Raw genomic sequence first — 16144 nt, 5'->3', positions numbered from 1 at the left:
GACAACGTCTCTTCGCTGACCTTGCCCGCACGCTTCACCGAGATCGACAGGTTCGCCCGTCGCGCATATGTCGTGACCGAGGTCGACGGCGTTCTCAACGGCGCGCGTCTGCAGCGCGCCGAGCAGCGGGTCAAGGAGCAACAGTGACGATCACTGCGGCGAGGGCGACCAGGCCTACGCCGATGCTGAACAGGGCTGTCACCGCGATCAAACTGCCGTCGGGTAGTGCGACCTTGCCCTCGTTGTCGTGGAGTGCGCGGTATCCGCTGCGGTAGCGGGCCCGGGCGGCGAGCCACATCAGCGCGGCGATGATCATTCCGGCGACGCCGAGGAGCATCCACAGTGCGGATCCGAGCATGACGGGCAACACACGCATGCTCACCAGTGAACCGACAGCGATTGCGAGCGCTGTGCGGCGCCACGCCAATTCGGTGCGCTCGGGTTGCAAGCCTGGGTCGTAAAGCGCCATCACACCAGCGTTGCGATGAGGATCAGCACTCCCGAGAGAGTCACCGCGAGTCCTGCCAACGGCGCCAGCAGCGAAGCCGGGAGCGGGTTGCCCAGTCGCAGCGCCCGTTCGCTGCGGATCCAGCCGACCCATGCGAGTGCAGGGGTGACGATGCCGGTGCCGATCAGGACGAGGGATGCGGCGAGCTTGAGCGTGGGCTGCAGATCAAGTCCGAGGAGTTCGAGCGCCACGCCTGCGGCGACGAGAGCGAGTGCGGTCCGAGTCCACGCGAGGAAGGTGCGTTCGTTCGCGAAGGTGAAGCGCGCATCGGGCTCCGCTCCGTGTCGATACACGGCCGCGGGGAAGCGTTCGCGAGGACTCACAATCCCACCGTCCTGAATCCGGCGTTGCCCATCGAGGAATCGGGAGTGTTTTGGGAGCGTGCCGAGTTGCGGTACCGGTTGCAATACGAGATGTGGCACAGGTAGCTCCCGCCGCGGAGGACGCGGGAGTTTCCTACCTCTGCACCCTTCGGCGCGGCCCCGGGAGAGCGCTCGTAGTAGGTCGGGTCGTACCAGTCGGCGCACCATTCCCAGACGTTGCCGACCGTCTGCCAGAGGCCGAATCCGTTGGGCTGGAACGAGCGAACGGGCGCCGTGGTGAGGAACCCATCTTCCAATGTGTTCTCGCGGGGGAAGGAGCCCTGGAAGATGTTCGCCCTCCACCCACCGGCATCGACCTCGTCGTCACCCCACGGATATTTGGCGGCGTGCAGACCGCCGCGCGACGCGTACTCCCACTCAGCCTCAGTGGGCAGCCGTCGGCCGGCCCACTCGCAGTAGGCGACCGCGTCATTCCAGCTGACGTGTACGGCCGGGTGGTCGCCAAGGCCGTCGATGCTGGACTCGCGCCCACCGGGGTGCGCCCAGTCGGCACCGCGGACTCCGAACCACCAGGGGGTCCCAGGCGGCTGGCCGAGGACGTCCTCTTCCGCAGCGGCGAGGGCCAGGTGGAAGACGGCAGAGAATTCGAACGTCTCCGCCTCGGTCAGGTACCCGGTCGCCGCGATGAACGCGGCGAAGGCGTCGTTCGTGACGGCGGTCGCGTCGATCGAGAACGCGGGCAACGTCACCTCGTGCCGAGGCGTCTCTCCATCGCCGTGGTTCTGATCGCCGGAGGAATCACCCATCAGGAAAGTTCCGGCAGGAATCTCTGCCTGGGCGATCGGATGCCGATCGGCTGATGGAGCGACGGGTGCAGGGATGCTCGCCGTCACGGTCGCGCCCAGCGTCAGAAACTGGTCGCGGGCAGGTGCCCCACACGTGCAGCCGGGGCCGCAGCTCTTGTCCTCATCGGCGTTGTTCATCGCCTCTCATCCTAGGGCGACCCCATCACCCCCTTAGCGCGTCGCGCACGGCCAGCACCCCAGCCACCGCCTCGGCATATGACGTGCTCAACGGCGACAGCCCGAGACGGATGCCATCGGGGAATCGGAAATCCGGGATCACCCCATCCGCCCACAGGGTCTTCGTCACCTCGGCGAAGTCCGGATGCCCGATCGTCACATGGCCGCCGCGTCTCTCGGCATCGCGCGGGCTGAGAAGTCGCACGCCTGAGGCAGTGAGTTCCTCATCGAACGCCCGCACCACAAGATCCGTGAGGGTCATCGACTTCTCGCGCACGGCTGCGATCGTCGCATCTTCGATCAGGTCGAGCATCCCCTGCATCGCCAGCATCCCGAGCACTGGCGGCGTGCCGCTGATGAACTGACGGATGCCGTTGGCCGGCGCGTAAGCGGATCCCATCGCGAACACGTCGCCCGCCCCCATCCACCCCTGGATGGGTTGGGCGAGTGCGCCGTGGTGACGGGCGTTGACGTAGGCGAAAGCCGGAGAGCCCGGCCCGCCGTTCAGATACTTGTACGTGCAGCCGACCGCAAGGTCGACGCCGCATGCGTCGAGCTCGATCGGGATCACACCGACGGAGTGACACAGATCCCACATCATGAGCGCGCCTGACTCATGCACGGCATCCGTGATCGCGGCCATGTCGGCCAGGGCGCCCGAGCGGTAATCGACGTGGCTGAGCACGACCAGCGCGGTCTGATCTGACACGATCCCCGCCATATCGGATGCCTCCACGCCCGCCGTCGGGTCGCCCGAGATCCAGCGCAGCGTCAGCCCGCGTTCGGCGGCGATGCCCTCGGCGACGAAGCGGTCGGTGGGGAAGTTGCCCTCCTCGATCACGATCTCGCTGCGGTCAGGTCGCGCAGCCACCGCGGCGCGCATGAGCTTGTACAGCAGCACGGTCGTCGAATCGGCGACGACTGTCTGGCCGGGTGCGGCGCCCAGGCACAGCGCGGCGATCCGGTCTCCGAGCTCGATCGGCAGGTCCATCCACTGCTCGTCCCAGGAGCGGATCAGACGCGTGCCCCAGTCTTCGCGCACGAACGACGCGAGACGGTCGGGAAGCGAGCGCAGCGGGCGGCCGAGGGAGTTGCCGTCGAGGTATGCGCTGACGCCCGGCGCATCCACGAACGCGTCGAGGTGGCGGGCCAGCGGGTCGCGCGCGTCCAGCGAACGGGCGAGCTCGAGCAGATCAGACATGTCAATCCTCCAGATCGGCGATCGTGAGACGGCGGGAGCGCACAGGGTCGCCATCAGGGAGAAGGAGAAGGTCGCCCGACCCGATCTCGAGCGGCGCGAGCGCCGTCAGCAGAGCGACCCCATCTACACCTGCCTCGCGCAGCGCCTCGATCTCGGCATCCCGCAGATCGACCGGGGTCGGGCCGTTGCCCATATCGCTGCCGTAGACCAGATCTCCACCGGCTGCCGCGAAACGGCGCACGTTGTCGACCACATGCGCATATGCCTCACCCTCGTGGATCGCCATCGTCGAGATCCAAGAGACGGATGCCACCTGCACCGCGATCTCGTCATCGGTGAGTCGCTCCGTGAATGGTGCGTGCGCGAGACGGGATGCGCCAAGGTGAGCGACGCGCTGCACCTGACCTGCGCCCTCGGCGTGCGCCACGACCGGAAGGCGGTGCTCGGCGGCTTCGCGAACCACAGCGCGGAACAGCTCGTCGTCCAGCACCGGGCCCGCGTCGCTGTTGCCGACGACCTTGATCCAACTCACCCCGGCCGCGGCGAGTGCGCCGATCACGGTGGCGGCATCCGCGGCATCCTGCACTTGGTGCACGGCGCCCTCCGGCGCCCAGTCCCGATCGGCAGGATAGCCGCCGACTGCGGTCAGGAAGGGGCCGGCGTACTCGCACTCGATGCCGTCGTTCTCAAGCGCGAGGTCGTAATCGCGCACCACGTCGACGTTCGCGCCCAGGTCGATCACCCTACCCAGTCGGCTCGATGCAAGCGCGCTCGGATCGATGAGCTGCAGGTGCACATGGTGGTCGCTGAACAGCCCGGTGAGCACGCCCTCGAGTCGCTTCGCGTGCTGAGGCGCGGGTGAATGAAGCAGCGTGATGCCCTTGGCATCCTTCGTCAGCGTCCCTTCGCGCAGCACCGCACCGTCGAAGTACGTGACCGCACGCATCACACGCCGATCTCGGTGCGCACGGTGTACAGCTCGGGGAAGAAGGTCAGCGCCAGCGCCCGCTGCAGGAAATCGACGCCGCTCGATCCGCCCGTTCCCGGCTTCATGCCGATCGTGCGTGTGACGGTCTTCAGATGCCGGAAGCGCCAGAACTGAAAGTTGTCCTCGAGGTCTACGAGGTCTTCGCAGGCCTCGTAGAGATCCCAGTGCGTCTTCGGGTTCTCGTAGATCTGCTGGATTGCCGGCACGAGTGACGCGTGCGGCCGGTACGGTTCGCGGACATCGCGCTCGAGGATCTCGGTCGGAATCGGGATGCCTCGGCGAGACGCGTATCGCAGGAACTCGTCGTACAGCGTGGGCCGTTCGAACTCGACGGTGAGCAGGGCGAGGTTGGCTGGGTGATCGCGGAAGACCGACAGCATCCGCTCGTTCTTGTTCCCCAGGGCGAACTCGACGGCTCGATACTGCACGGACTGGAATCCGGACGAGTTGCCCAGTGCTCCGCGGAACTGCGCGTACTCGGTCGGGGTGAGGGTCGCGAGCACCGACCACTGCTGGGTCATGACGTCCTGGATGCGTTTGACGCGCGCGACGCGCTTGAGTGCTTCGCGCAGGTCATCGCTGGCCAGCAGGTCACGCGCGGACGACAGCTCATGCAGGAGCTGTTTCAGCCACAGCTCGGTGGTCTGGTGCTGGATGATGAACAGCATCTCGTCGTGATGCTCCGGTGTGCTGACCGGATGCTGCGCATCGAGTAGCTTGTCCAATTCGAGGTACGACCCGTAGGTCATCCGTCCGGTGAGGTCGGTGACGATTCCGTCTTCGAGCGCGCGCTCGTTGCCTGTGCTCATGATGCTCTGAACGTTACGCCAGTGACACCTTGCGAGTGGTCGTTTGTGGCTCTGAATCTTGTGAAAATTGAGCCACAACCGGCCACTCGCAACAGGTGTGAAGGGTCAGCGGGTCGTGTGCGCGTTCAGGAAATCGATGGTCTTCTGCAGGGCGGTCTGGGCATCCGGCATGTCGAGGTGGAACTGGTACTCGTGCGGAAGAGCGGGCTCGTGGGGTGCCGGCCAGAACAGTGTCGTCACGTCGACGCCGAGCTCATCCAGGCGCTGCGCCATCGGGATCGACTGCAACCAGGTGAGGGCATCGCCGTTCCCGCCGGAGATATACGTGGTCGGGAAGTCCTCCGTGACCCAGTTCACGGTCGACATTGTCGCGCCCGTGGATCCTTCTGCCCAGGTCTTCTTGCCGGCGTACGCCCACATCGACGTCTTCAAGCCCCAACCGACGATGCCGTCCAGCGCGGCGAGGGCTGCGAGGTCGTAGACGCCGCAGTTCAGCACCGTCGCGATGACCTGATCGGACGACAGCGACGGGGTGATGCCCATGATCTCGGCGTAGTCCGTGCTCGTGATGAGCGTCGCCATCTGGCTTGCCAGCTGGCCGCCGGCCGAGTCTCCGGCGAGCACGATCTGGGATGCATCGACGTTCAGCTCATCGGCGTTCTCGTTGATGTACCCGAGTGCGGTGTTGATCTGGTGGACGGCTTTCGGGTAGGTGCCCTCCGGGCCGAGCGTGTAGTTCACGGCGATGGTCGTGTACCCCTCGGCGGCAAGGATGCGCATGTACGGGTCGATGTTCTCCTTGGACCCGGAGATCCATGCACCGCCGTGAATCCAGACGATGGTCGGCAGGGGGCCTGTGGCGGATGCTGGAGTGAAGACATCCATCGTCGTGTCGACGCCGTCATCGCCGTAGGCGACGTCGAGCGTCTCGGTGAGCTTCGTATCCGGGACGTACTTTTTCATCTCGGCAGCGGTGGCGTCGCCGCCCTGAGTGAAGACGGCCCGGATCACCATGGCGGACGGCCAGGGGGTGATGGCTCCGATGATTGCGACCACCAGTGCGATGACGATGATGATTCCGAGGGTGATCCTCGTCTTGCGCCACCGCCGATGCGGCTTCTTCGGGTTGTCTTCGTCGTGTGCGGCCTCGTGCGTGAGCGTGGTCATGGAACCCCTTCCACGGATCAGTCTGGCAGGGATCCGCTCGTCCTCGGGGCGGTTCGGGGGGTGAGTGCGGTGAGGAGGTGGCGTAGGCCGTAGGTGAACGCCTGATCGACGTCACCGCCTAGGCGGAAAGCGCCTGACAGTTCCATCTGCAGGAAGCCGGTGGCCCAGGCGGTGAAGAGACGGGCGGCATCGAGGGCATCGGCTTCGCCGACGAGTGCGGATGCGGCGCGGATGACGGGAGCGGCAGCCCGATCGAGCGAGGCCAGCGGGGCGGATGCGGTGAACATCAGGCGGAACCCCTCCGGAAAGGCGTAGGCGTGCGCACGATAGACCAGCGCGAGGGACGCGAGGTCATCGCCCGCATTCTCTAGGCGTACGGCGAGCTCGTCTACCACGGCCTCGGCGACGGCGGCGATCAGTGCATCCCGATCCTGCACCCGTTTGTAGAGCGACGGTGCGCGCACTCCGACGCGCGTGGCGACGGCCTGCATCGTCAGGCCGGCCAGGCCGCTCTCTTCGAGGATCTCTCGCCCAGCGGCGACGATCGCTGGATAGGACGTGCGTTCCGGCGTGGGCATCCGAACCTCCGTAGCTATTGACATTAGCCATCATAGCTACGTACTGTAGCCATGACAAGCGCCACACGGATGGCGGAGAAAGGACGCGACCATGAAGCTTGCACCGCACCTGCACCGTCTGGGCAATGACATCGTCGCCTCGTACCTGATCGATGTGCCGGAGGGGATCACTCTCATCGACGCCGGCTTGCCGGGGCACTGGCGAGATCTGCAGCAGGAGCTCGAGGCAATCGGACGTCCGCTCTCCGACATCCGCGGGCTCATCCTCACCCATGGCGACAGCGACCACATCGGCTTCGCCGAACGGCTACGGCAGGAGACCGGCGTGCCGGTCTACGTGCACGCGGCGGATGCCGTCCGCACCCGCACGGGCGAGAAGTCGAAGACCCCGATGGGCCCATCGCGCATCGGCCCGATGCTGAGCTTCTTCGCCTACGGGCTGCGCAAGAACGCAATGCGCACCCGATACGTGCAGGAAGTCACCGCGGTCGCCGAGGGTGATGTCCTCGACCTGCCTGGTGCGCCGGTGATCATCGGGATGCCCGGTCACTCGCCCGGCAGTATCGCCGTACACGTGCCCGCGGCGGACGCGGTATTTGTCGGCGACGCGCTCACCACCCGGCACGTGCTCACCGGTCAGCAGGGCCCGCAGCCCGCCCCATTTACTGATGAACCGGCTGAAGCCCTGGCATCCCTCGACGCTCTGGCACGGGTTCAGGCATCCTGGGTGCTGCCCGGCCATGGCGCCCCGTGGCGCGGCACACCCGCCGACATCGCCGCTGCGGTCCGCAACGCCTGACGTGCGCAACAGCGAAGTCAGCTGCCCGAGCGAATCATCTCCGCGCACTTCTCGCCCATCATCATCACGGTGATGTTCGGGTTGACCGTGGTGATCTCCGGCATCGCCGAGGCATCCACCACACGCAAGCCGGTCACACCCTTGACGCGCAACTGCGGATCCAGCGGTGAGCTCGCATCATCGGCGGCGCCCATCCGTACCGTGCCCACCGGATGGTAGACGGTGTTGTGGGTGGCGCGGATATAGGCGGCCAGATCTTCATCGCTTGAGGCATCCGCTCCGGGGGCGAGCTCGCGCCCTGCCCATTCGGCCATCGCCGGCTGCGCGACGATCTGGCGCGCCTTGCGGATGCCGTCGATCATCACCCGCATATCGTGACCCTCGGAGTCGGTGAAGTAGCGCGGGTCCACTTTGGGCTTGTCACGGTAGTCGATCGAGCGTAGCCGCACGGTGCCGCGCGAGCGTGCGTGGGTCACGTTCGGGGTCAGACAGATCATCTCCTCGGCTGTGGGATAGCCAGCACGATAGGTGTGCATGTCGAACGGCACCGAGCCGTAATGCATCATCAGATCGGGCCGGTCTAGCCCCTCCTCGGTCGGTGTGAAGATCCCGATCTCCCACCACTGCGTCGATGTGCGAGGCATGGGCTTCTTCGCCTCCCACTGCACGACGCCCTCTGGATGATCGGCGAGATTCGAGCCGACGCCAGGGGAGTCCACCCGCACCTCGATACCGACCTCGCGCAGGTGTTCGGCCGGGCCGATCCCGGAGAGCATGAGCAGCTGAGGGGTGTTGATGGCGCCCGCCGAGACGATGACCTCACGACGTGCTGCGATGTGCGCAGGCCGCGCGAAGGGATTGTCGACGCTTATCACCCCTGTGCACACGTTCTCATCGGAGAAGGTGAGCTCCTTGACGTGCTGACCGGTGAGGATCGTGAGATTCTCCCGCTCCAGAATCGGATGCAGGTACGACACCGACGACGATGCGCGAGTGCCGTCAGCCTGGCGGTTGATCTGGAAGAAGTTCGCGCCGTTGATGACCGTCTCGCCGGTGTTGAACTGCACGCGGGGGATGCCTGCCTGTTCGCAGGCATCCAGCAGTGCGATGCCGCACGGGTCGACTGCCGGAACGTTCATCAGATGCACCGGGCCGTCGTGGCCGTGAAGCTCGCCCTGCAGCTCGTTCGTCTCCAGCTTCTTGTACAGCGGGAACGTCTGCTCCGATTCCCAGCCGCTCGCTCCGTGCGTGTGTGCCCACTCGTCGAGATCTTCGCGCGGCGCCCAGAAGGCGATGCAGGAGTTGTGTGAGGAACATCCGCCCAGCACCTTCGCGCGTGCGTGCCGCATGAACGAGTTGCCGTTCGACTGCGGCTCGATCGGATAGTCCCAGTCGAAGCCGGATTCCAGCAGCTCCATCCACCGATCAAGCTGCAGCACGACCTGTTCATCTGTATCGGAGGGGCCGGCCTCGAGCAGGCCCACCGTGACCGTGGGGTCCTCACTCAGCCGGGCAGCCACCGCGGCGCCGGCGGAGCCACCGCCGACGATCACGTAATCGAAAGTATGTGTCGTCTTCATCGTCATCACTCCGGTTCGGTGCGTCAGCGCTCGGGGAACCAGCCCGTCACCGCGGGGGTGAGGTTCTGGTAGATGTGCTTGGCCTCCTGGTACTCCGCGAGACCCGTCGGGCCCAGCTCACGGCCGAAGCCGGACTGCTTGAACCCGCCCCATTCCGCCTGCGGGAGGTAGGGGTGGTAATCGTTGATCCAGATCGTGCCGTGGCGGAGCCGCCGGGCGATGCGCTGGCTGCGCCCGGCATCCTGCGTCCAGACGGCGCCAGCGAGCCCGTAGATGGTGTCGTTGGCGATCTCGACCGCTTCGTCCTCGGTGGAAAATGTCTCGACGGTGACGACAGGGCCGAAGGCCTCGTCACGCACCACCGACATGCCGCGCTTCACCTGATCGAGGATGGTTGGCAGGTAGTAGAAACCGTCCGCCAGATCGCCCTCCGGCGCCCGCCCGCCGGTGCGCAATCGTGCGCCTTCGGCGACGCCGGCCTGCACGTAGGCGTCGACCTTCTCGCGGTGCGCGGCGGAGATGAGAGGGCCCGTTTCCGCATCGTCGTCGAACGGTCCGCCGAGGCGGATGGCCTCTGCCTTTCGCACGAGTTCATCGACGAAGCGCTCGGCGATCGACTCCTCGACGATCAGTCGGGCGCCGGCAGAGCAGACCTGCCCCGAGTGCACGAACGCCGCATTCAGCGCGTTGTCGACCGCCGCATCGAAGTCGGCATCCGCGAAGATCACATTCGGGTTCTTGCCGCCCAGCTCCAGCGCCACCTTCTTCACGGTTGCCGCCGCATTCGCCGCCAGCAGCCGGCCAGTGACCAGCCCGCCAGTGAACGAGACCATGTCCACGTCTTCGTGGGTGGACAGCGGTCCGCCCGCGGTGGCACCAGCGCCGAGCACGAGGTTGGCGACGCCCGCCGGCAGACCGAGCTCGTCGAGTACGTCCATCATCAGGATCGCCGTGTGCGGGCTCAGCTCGGCGGGCTTCAGGACGAACGTGTCTCCCGCAGCCAATGCCGGGGCGATCTTCCACGCGGCCTGCAGTAGCGGGTAGTTCCACGGGGTGATCAGCGCGCACACCCCGACCGGCTCATGCTCGATGCGGCTGAGGACATTTACGTCTCCGGCATCCACGATCCGCCCGGCATCCTGGGCCGCGAGCTTCCCGAAGTAGTCGAAGCAGGCCGCGATGTCGTCCATGTCGATGCGCGATTCGACCAGGCGCTTGCCGGTGTCGAGAGACTCGGCGCGCGCGAACTCCTCCTTACGCTCCCGCAAGCGCTCGGCGACTTGCAGCAGGAAGTCACCGCGCGCCGGCGCCGGCGTAGAACTCCACTCGCCGCTGTCGAACGCTCGACGTGCGGCGTGGATCGCTGAGATCGTGTCGGCCTCCGAAGCCTCGTCGACGACAGCGACCAGTGACCCATCTGCCGGGCAGTGGATCTCTCTGGTGCCGCCATCGATCGCCGACGTCCAGGTGCCATCGATGAACAGTGTCGCGGTCATGGGGTCTCCTTGGTTGTGTTCTCTGCGGAGGTGTTCGCTGAGTCGTCGGCACCGTTCGTGTCGGATGCCGGGTCCTGGAAATCGTCCTGCCAGTCGGTGACTACCGGTAGTGCCTCTGTGAAGACGGGCTCCGCAACGTCGACCGTGATGCGCAGATACTCCAGGTGGGATTCATAACCGCTCAGCACATCGGTGATGAGCTGTTCGCTCGTGTAGCCGTAGACGTCGTACCCGCGTGAACCGATGGCAGAGAAGATCTCGAGCCGGAGGTACTGGCCAGATTCACTGACGCTTCTATAGGCGAAAGTCGGCAGCTCGTGACTGACCGGATACACCTGATAGATGAAGTCTTCGCTGCCGTCGTAATGCACGGTGAGCACCATTGAGGGCACATCCAGCGACTCGATGTCGATACGTTCCAGGGTCGCCGGCACTCCGGCTGCCTGCAGTTCGTCGGTGACCTCCTTGAGTGCGGGCGCAACAGTCTTTTCCAGATAGATGATTGTCTGCGCGCGCTGAGGGTAAGACGTGGAGCGCTTCAGCCGCTGACGCCAGTTCGTCTGCGTCGGACCGAAGCGGCCAGGGATCGTGGCGAGATATCCCGCACGACGTTGCTTCTCTGCGCCCAGTGAGCGGTACAGCGAGATCATCACCAGGTACAGCAGCAGCGAGACAGGCAGGCCAATGATCAGCGTCGCTGCCTGCAAGGTCGGCACTCCGCCGACCAACAGCATTCCGAGGGTCAGTAGTCCCGTGGCGAGCGCCCAGAAGACGCGCAGGAGCTTGCCCGCATCCTGTCTGGGGTCTTCCATCTTCGAGGTCAGGTTCGCCAGCACCAGGGCGCCGGAGTCGGCGGAGGTCACGTAAAAGAGCAGGCCGGTCAACAGCGCGACTCCGAGCACTACCGGAGCCGCCGGATACTGCTGCAGCAGGTCGAAGAACGCCCGCTCCGGGGTATTGACGGCCGATTCGGCGAAGGCGGTGTCGCCTCCGAGGATGAGTTCGAGCGCGGAGTTGCCGAAGATCGACACGAAGATCGCGATGAACGCAAACGGGATCACCAGCACGCCGACGATGAACTGGCGCAGCGTCCTTCCGCGGGAGATGCGCGCCAGGAACAATCCGACGAACGGCGCCCACGCGATCCACCATGCCCAGAAGAACAGCGTCCATCCCTGCATCCAGTCGTCGGGGCGGCTCCACGCGAATGTCTCCATGAGCAGACTGGGGAACGTGGCGACGAAATCGCCGATGTTCATTACGAGGCCGTCCATGATGCGACGTGTCTGGCCGGTGACCGTGATCCAGACGAGCAACACGATGGCGAGGATGACGTTGGCTTCGGAAAGTCGGCGGATGCCTTTCTCGACACCCGACACGGTGGAGATGGTCGCCATCGCCACGGCGAGCACGATCAGTGCGATCTGCATCGAAACCCCATCCGGAGTGCCGAACAGCACGTGCATACCGTAGCTGAGCTGCACAACGCCGATACCGAGTGTGGTGGCGATGCCGAACACGGTGCCGAGCACGGTGAAGATGTCGACGCTGTGCCCCACCCAGCCGTTCGTGAACTTACCGAAGATCGGAGCGATAACCGAGCGGATGCTGAGAGGCTGGTTGCGACGATAAGCGAAGTACGCGAAGGCTGCGCCCATCAGGGCATACATCGCCCAGCCGACAGGTCCGTAGTGGAAGAACGTCCATACGATCGCCTGCCGTGCGGCAGCGATGGTCTCACCTTCACCGGTCGGCGGATACATGTACTGCGCTGCTGGTTCCGAGACGGAGAAGAACATCAGGTCGATGCCGATACCGGCGGCGAACAGCATCGAGGCCCACGTGAACATGCTGAATTGCGGCTTGGAATGATCGGGTCCGAGCTTGGTGCGCCCCACCGAGGAGAACGCCAGAATCAGCACGAACACGACGACGATCGCCGCGGTGAGAACGAAGTACCAGCCGAAGTTCGTCGAGATCCAGACGACCATGACGCCGATGACTTCGCCGGCCTGAACCGGGGCGAGGATCGCCCACAGCGCGATCGCCAGAATCGCAGCAGCCGAGCCGATCAGCACTGGCCAGCGAGGCGGCGGGGCCGCGATTCGCCGGTTCGAGAGAGCAGGGGGAGAGGTGTCTTCAGGCATCACATCAGTTTCGTCAGGTGTCGCTCAGTCAAAGTCTTTGTCAGTTATGTACTGGCACTGACGATAGCAAAGCGCTGGACACCTGTTCAGGTGAGTTCTGCGAGCACCTCTGCTGCCGTGCTGATCGTGATCTGCGGTGGGTAGAGTCCCATCACCTGGATCGCAGCCGCGTGGTTCTCTGCGCTCGAGCCCGCGCAGGCATCGGCGGCGATGGTGATGTGGGCTCCGGCATCCGCTGCGGCGAGCGCGGTCGAGATCACGCAGCAGTCGGTCGACACTCCTGCGAGAACGATGTGCGCGCCGCGGCCGACAACAGCCTCCATGGATGCGCCCCACTTGCCGAACGTCGGCAGGTCAAGTGTCGGATGCGGGGTGAGATTGCGGGCTGCGGGGACCAGATCGAACAGCGGATCTGTCGGTGGCTGATCAGCAAATGGCCAGCTCGCGAAGTACTCACCCCACGAGGTGGATCGATCTGCCGTCGGCATCCATCTGGTGACGAGGACGCGCTCGCCGAAGGCGCCCGCCAGCGCACGAATACGCGGCATCGCATCGACGAAGAACGGCGAACCCCAGGCGGAATCCGGTGATGCGAAGATCGCCTGCGGATCGATGACGACGAGCCAGGGCTCTGTGTCGGTCACGCTTGTTCCTGCCGCCGGATCTTTCCCGCGCGAGCGAAGTACGTCACCAGGAACGACAGCACCAGCGCGAAGAAGACGCCGAGGTTCGCGTACGCCCAGTCGCCGTCCTTGCCGCCGACGATGAACAGCAGGTAGCCCTGCCAGTTGTTCCAGGCGGCGTCTTCGGCGAAGTTGTTGATGACCAGGCCCCAGCCGATGACGCTGGTGACGACCATGGTGATGATCGAGGTCCAATCCCACGCGCCGTAGCGCCCCTTCGCGTCGAACAACGCATCCTCGTCGTAATCCTTCTTGCGGCGAAGAATGTCGGCGATCAGGATGCCGGCCCACGAGGCGAGCGGCACACCGAGCGTGATGAGGAAGCTCTGGAACGGCCCGAGGAAGTCGGTTGCGAAGAACACCACGAAGATCGTGCCGATGGTGAGGATGACGCCGTCGATCGCGGCCGCCGACGGGCGAGGAATGCGGATGCCGAGGCTGAGCAGCGTGAGACCGGAGGAATAGATGCCGAGCACCGCACCGGAAACGAGCGCGAGCACGGCTGTCAGGAGGAACGGGATGAGCACCCAGATCGGAAGGATCGTAGCGAGCGCACCGACCGGGTCTCCGGCGATCGCGTTCAGCAGGTCCTCGTCGGATGCGCCCAGCAGCAGCCCGAAGATGACGAGGATGATCGGTGCGATGGAGCCGCCGATCGTGTTCCACGCGACGATCGCACCATCAGAGGCTGTGCGCTTCTGGTAGCGCGACCAGTCGGCGGCGATGTTGATCCAGCCAAGCCCGAAACCGGTCATCACCATCACGAGCGCGCCGATGGTGTGCGCGAGGCTGCCGTTGGGCAGAGCCATGACGGCAGTGAAGTCGATGTGCGAGAAGGCGAGGATCACGTAGAGGATCGTGACGGCACCCGTGATCCAGGTGAGCACCGACTGCATCTTCATGATCGTGTGATATCCGAGAACGGATGCCGCGACGATGAGTGTCGCGACGATGATCGTGGCGGTGATTTTCAGTGCGATGCTCTCGCCGTCGCCGCCCAGCTGTGTGATGACGGTCGCGGTGGCGAGCACCGCCAAGATCGCCAGGAACGTCTCCCAGCCGATCGAGGTCAGCCACGACACGATGCCAGGCACCTTTTGTCCGTGCACGCCGAACGCCGCGCGGGAGAGCACCATCGTCGGCGCTGAGCCGCGCTTGCCGGCGATCGCGATGAGCCCGCAGAGCAGGAACGAGACGACGATGCCGATGATCGACACGATCGTCGCCTGCCAGAACGAGATGCCGAAGCCCAACACGAACGAGCCGTAGGACATACCGAACACCGACACGTTTGCCGCGAACCACGGCCAGAACAGGTCGCGGGGCTTGGCCGTGCGCTCAGATTCCGGAATGACTTCGATGCCCGCACGCTCGATCAGGCCGGGCCCCGCTGCGATCTTCTCTGACATGCCCCCATACTGGCACCAGTACGGTGTCGATGGGCTTCAGATGCGGTGACCCGCTCGGCATCGGATGCGTGCCGTACAGGTGTCGCGGGACCGCGCCGCGCCGGTACCAGGGCTCAGGCGGTGAAGAACGCCTCGGCGACCTGGGTCAGCGCATACAGGTCAGAGACACCGGCGAGCTCACGCGCGGAGTGCATCGAGAGGATCGGGATGCCGACATCCACCGTTCGGATGCCGAGGCGGGTCGCGGTGATCGGGCCGATCGTCGATCCGCACGGCACCGCGTTGTTCGAGACGAACTCCTGCGAGGCCACCCCTGCCGTCTCACACCACTGTGCCCAGGCTGCGGCGCCGGTGGCATCGGTGGCGTAGCGCTGGTTGGCGTTGACCTTCAGGATCGGTCCCGACCCCAGCAGAGGCTGGACGACCGGGTCGTGCTTGTGCGCGTAGTTGGGATGCACGGAGTGTCCGACATCGCTGGAGAGGTGCCAGGATGCCGCGAATGCTCGACGCTGCTCGGTGGCATCCGCCCCGAGGCCTGCGTAGACACGGGCCAGGATATCTTCGAGGAAAGGGCCCGCCGCGCCGGAGCGCGAGTTGGAGCCCAGCTCCTCATGGTCGAATGCCGCGAGGATGGCGATCCCAGGGGTATCAGCGGCGAGACCTGCGAGTGCGACAACTCCCGCGTGCACGGATGCCAGGTCATCGAGGCGTCCACTGGCGAAGAAGGCACTGTCCTTGCCGAAGACCGCACCGCGCGCGGAGTCGGCAACGACCGCGTCGAAGCCGCGGATGTCGGCGGCGTTGACTCCGGCCGAGGCCGCAAGCTCGCCGAGCAGGTCCTCTTCGGTCGGGTCGCCGAGGCCCCACACCGGCTGAGTGTGCAGCTGCTTGTCGAGCGCCAGCCCGCTGTTCGCCTCGCGGTCTAAATGTACGGCCAGCTGCGGCAGGCGCAGCAGAGGGCCGGTATCGGCGAGCACGACGCGCCCATCGGCCAGAGCGAGGCGTCCGGCGAGGCGGAGCTCACGGTCGAGCCACGAATTCAGCAGCGGCCCGCCATAGACCTCGACGCCGGCCTGCAGCCAGCCGCGTGAGCCGGTGGTCGGCTTCGGCTTGAGCTTGAAACCTGGGGAGTCCGTGTGCGCACCGAAGATCTGTGCGGGAGTTGTCACCGCGGCATCCGCCGGCACCGTCCATGCGATTGCGGCTCCGTCACGTACGACGACGAACCGGCCGCCGGCCTGTGTCGGCCAGGCTGCGGTTTCCTCGAGACGGGTGAAGCCCACCGATTCCAAGCGCCGCGCGACCTCTTCGGCGGCGTGGTAGCTGGAGGGGGAAGCCGCGACGAAATCGGCAAGATCCTCGGCGTGAGACAGGGCGTGCGAAGTGACGGGCATGCTTCGATCGTAATCGGCGGCCCGGTTTCCGCTGGCACGC

At 65.5% G+C, this 16144-nt stretch carries 16 protein-coding genes; 2 read left to right on the top strand and 14 right to left on the bottom strand.

Annotation, left to right across the window (positions count from 1 at the left end):
• Positions 1-21 precede the first annotated feature (21 nt).
• On the top strand, positions 22-147 hold the full coding sequence (locus ACSU04_RS11525) for a hypothetical protein (protein WP_439289599.1): 126 nt from the start codon (positions 22-24) through the stop codon (positions 145-147).
• On the opposite strand, the gene ACSU04_RS11520 is transcribed toward ACSU04_RS11525, so the two are convergent.
• The 8 genes from ACSU04_RS11520 to ACSU04_RS11485 all read right to left on the bottom strand — a co-directional run bounded on the left by ACSU04_RS11520 (position 131) and on the right by ACSU04_RS11485 (position 6596).
• Complete coding sequence (locus ACSU04_RS11520) at positions 131-469, bottom strand: DUF202 domain-containing protein (protein ID WP_439289598.1); 339 nt, start codon at positions 467-469, stop codon at positions 131-133. The genes ACSU04_RS11525 and ACSU04_RS11520 overlap by 17 nt on opposite strands.
• Positions 469-831: a YidH family protein gene (locus ACSU04_RS11515; protein ID WP_439284975.1), complete on the bottom strand. Its 363-nt coding sequence runs from the start codon at positions 829-831 to the stop codon at positions 469-471. The genes ACSU04_RS11520 and ACSU04_RS11515 overlap by 1 nt, the downstream gene beginning before the upstream one ends.
• Positions 828-1814 (bottom strand): formylglycine-generating enzyme family protein, encoded by a 987-nt coding sequence (locus ACSU04_RS11510; RefSeq protein WP_439289597.1) that lies wholly within the window; start codon positions 1812-1814, stop codon positions 828-830. The genes ACSU04_RS11515 and ACSU04_RS11510 overlap by 4 nt, the downstream gene beginning before the upstream one ends.
• Positions 1815-1839: 25 nt before the next feature.
• Positions 1840-3054, bottom strand: a complete 1215-nt coding sequence (locus ACSU04_RS11505) for a kynureninase (protein ID WP_439289596.1) — start codon at positions 3052-3054, stop codon at positions 1840-1842.
• 1 nt (position 3055) lies between these two features.
• Entirely contained in the window at positions 3056-4000 is a 945-nt protein-coding gene (locus tag ACSU04_RS11500; protein WP_439289595.1) for a hydrolase, read from the bottom strand.
• On the bottom strand, positions 4000-4851 hold the full coding sequence (locus ACSU04_RS11495) for a tryptophan 2,3-dioxygenase (protein ID WP_439289594.1): 852 nt from the start codon (positions 4849-4851) through the stop codon (positions 4000-4002). The genes ACSU04_RS11500 and ACSU04_RS11495 overlap by 1 nt, the downstream gene beginning before the upstream one ends.
• A gap of 105 nt (positions 4852-4956) precedes the next feature.
• Positions 4957-6018 (bottom strand): alpha/beta hydrolase, encoded by a 1062-nt coding sequence (locus ACSU04_RS11490; RefSeq protein WP_439284967.1) that lies wholly within the window; start codon positions 6016-6018, stop codon positions 4957-4959.
• Positions 6019-6035: 17 nt separating this feature from the next.
• Positions 6036-6596, bottom strand: a complete 561-nt coding sequence (locus ACSU04_RS11485) for a TetR/AcrR family transcriptional regulator (protein WP_439284965.1) — start codon at positions 6594-6596, stop codon at positions 6036-6038.
• A 91-nt stretch (positions 6597-6687) separates the two neighbouring features.
• Between ACSU04_RS11485 and ACSU04_RS11480 the strand changes: the two genes are divergently transcribed.
• Positions 6688-7395 (top strand): MBL fold metallo-hydrolase, encoded by a 708-nt coding sequence (locus tag ACSU04_RS11480; protein ID WP_439284964.1) that lies wholly within the window; start codon positions 6688-6690, stop codon positions 7393-7395.
• Positions 7396-7412: 17 nt separating this feature from the next.
• Here ACSU04_RS11480 and ACSU04_RS11475 read toward each other — a convergent pair whose 3' ends face one another.
• From ACSU04_RS11475 to ACSU04_RS11450, 6 genes are all read right to left on the bottom strand, one after another.
• Entirely contained in the window at positions 7413-8975 is a 1563-nt protein-coding gene (locus ACSU04_RS11475) for a GMC family oxidoreductase (RefSeq protein ID WP_439285090.1), read from the bottom strand.
• A 23-nt stretch (positions 8976-8998) separates the two neighbouring features.
• Positions 8999-10471 (bottom strand): aldehyde dehydrogenase family protein, encoded by a 1473-nt coding sequence (locus ACSU04_RS11470; RefSeq protein ID WP_439289593.1) that lies wholly within the window; start codon positions 10469-10471, stop codon positions 8999-9001.
• A complete protein-coding gene (gene betT / locus ACSU04_RS11465) occupies positions 10468-12618 on the bottom strand; it encodes a choline BCCT transporter BetT (RefSeq protein ID WP_439289592.1) in 2151 nt (716 codons plus the stop codon). The genes ACSU04_RS11470 and betT overlap by 4 nt, the downstream gene beginning before the upstream one ends.
• Before the next feature lie 86 nt (positions 12619-12704).
• On the bottom strand, positions 12705-13262 hold the full coding sequence (locus ACSU04_RS11460) for a cysteine hydrolase family protein (RefSeq protein ID WP_439289591.1): 558 nt from the start codon (positions 13260-13262) through the stop codon (positions 12705-12707).
• Positions 13259-14710 (bottom strand): purine-cytosine permease family protein, encoded by a 1452-nt coding sequence (locus tag ACSU04_RS11455; protein WP_439289590.1) that lies wholly within the window; start codon positions 14708-14710, stop codon positions 13259-13261. The genes ACSU04_RS11460 and ACSU04_RS11455 overlap by 4 nt, the downstream gene beginning before the upstream one ends.
• Before the next feature lie 113 nt (positions 14711-14823).
• Positions 14824-16104, bottom strand: a complete 1281-nt coding sequence (locus tag ACSU04_RS11450) for a M18 family aminopeptidase (RefSeq protein WP_439289589.1) — start codon at positions 16102-16104, stop codon at positions 14824-14826.
• Between the last annotated feature and the right edge of the window lie 40 nt (positions 16105-16144).

The organism is Microbacterium sp. A84 (assembly GCF_051842815.1).
Taxonomy (GTDB): Bacteria; Actinomycetota; Actinomycetes; order Actinomycetales; family Microbacteriaceae; genus Microbacterium.
This window is presented reverse-complemented; position numbering and strand designations above follow the sequence as displayed.